1 pseudogene is annotated in these 771 nt (G+C 52.5%); it reads right to left on the reverse strand.

The annotated features are described in order from the left end of the window. Nucleotides 1-771 (reverse strand): annotated as a pseudogene (locus tag PLU01S_RS25935) (hypothetical protein); the annotation flags it as partial.

Consider the following 771-nt stretch of genomic DNA (forward strand, 5'->3'; position numbering starts at 1 on the left):
CGCTTCGATGAAGTCAAGCCCATAAGGCAGATCCTGGATATTCTCCTTTTCTCTTTCGTCCGATGTGTTAATCGTGCCTGTAGACGCAAAGAGCTGAGAGTATCTAAACGATGCATTCCCAAGCGAATGGACGTTATCAGAGACCGGGCGAACAGTCGGCGATACCAGCTGCGCGCCTTCAACCTGGACGACACCCTGAAGGTTAGCCGTGCCGCCGCCAAGGAACAGGATACGGCTGTCGTATGCTGCGCCTTGACCGCCTGACCGGCCCTGAATGCTGATAGTTGAGTTAGTAGCCTGATCGCCAAGGATTACAGTAGCCGCGGGGCCTGTTAAGGCCATGCCAGTTCTGGCGATATCTACACCCTGGGCGCTGATAAGTGACGTTGCAAAGTTAACATTTCTGACGTCAATCAAGCGATCAAGCGTATTCGTGCCAGCTGGCTGAATCTTCAGGAATACGCTGTCTGCGTCAAAAGGCCATTTTCCATTAGCATCATGGCAGTAGATGCCGTGCTTCCAACCCTTTGTGCTTCCGCCAAGGTTTGAGATTGCAATGGCAGCATCAACGTTATATCCGCGCTCACCAATAAACGATGCCACCTGCACACCAGAGTGAAAAGACACGCGGTCGTTATTGCCCGCAGCTATGTAGGTATTGAATTCACAAGACGTCAGGTTGGCTGCGTACTTTGCGCCGCCCAGCAGACCCGCATATGAACTGATTCCAAAATAAGCACCTTTCAGGCTGGCAGCTGTTCCGCCGTCTCC

The sequence above is a fragment of the Pseudomonas luteola NBRC 103146 genome, assembly GCF_002091675.1.
GTDB lineage: Bacteria > Pseudomonadota > Gammaproteobacteria > Pseudomonadales > Pseudomonadaceae > Chryseomonas > Chryseomonas luteola.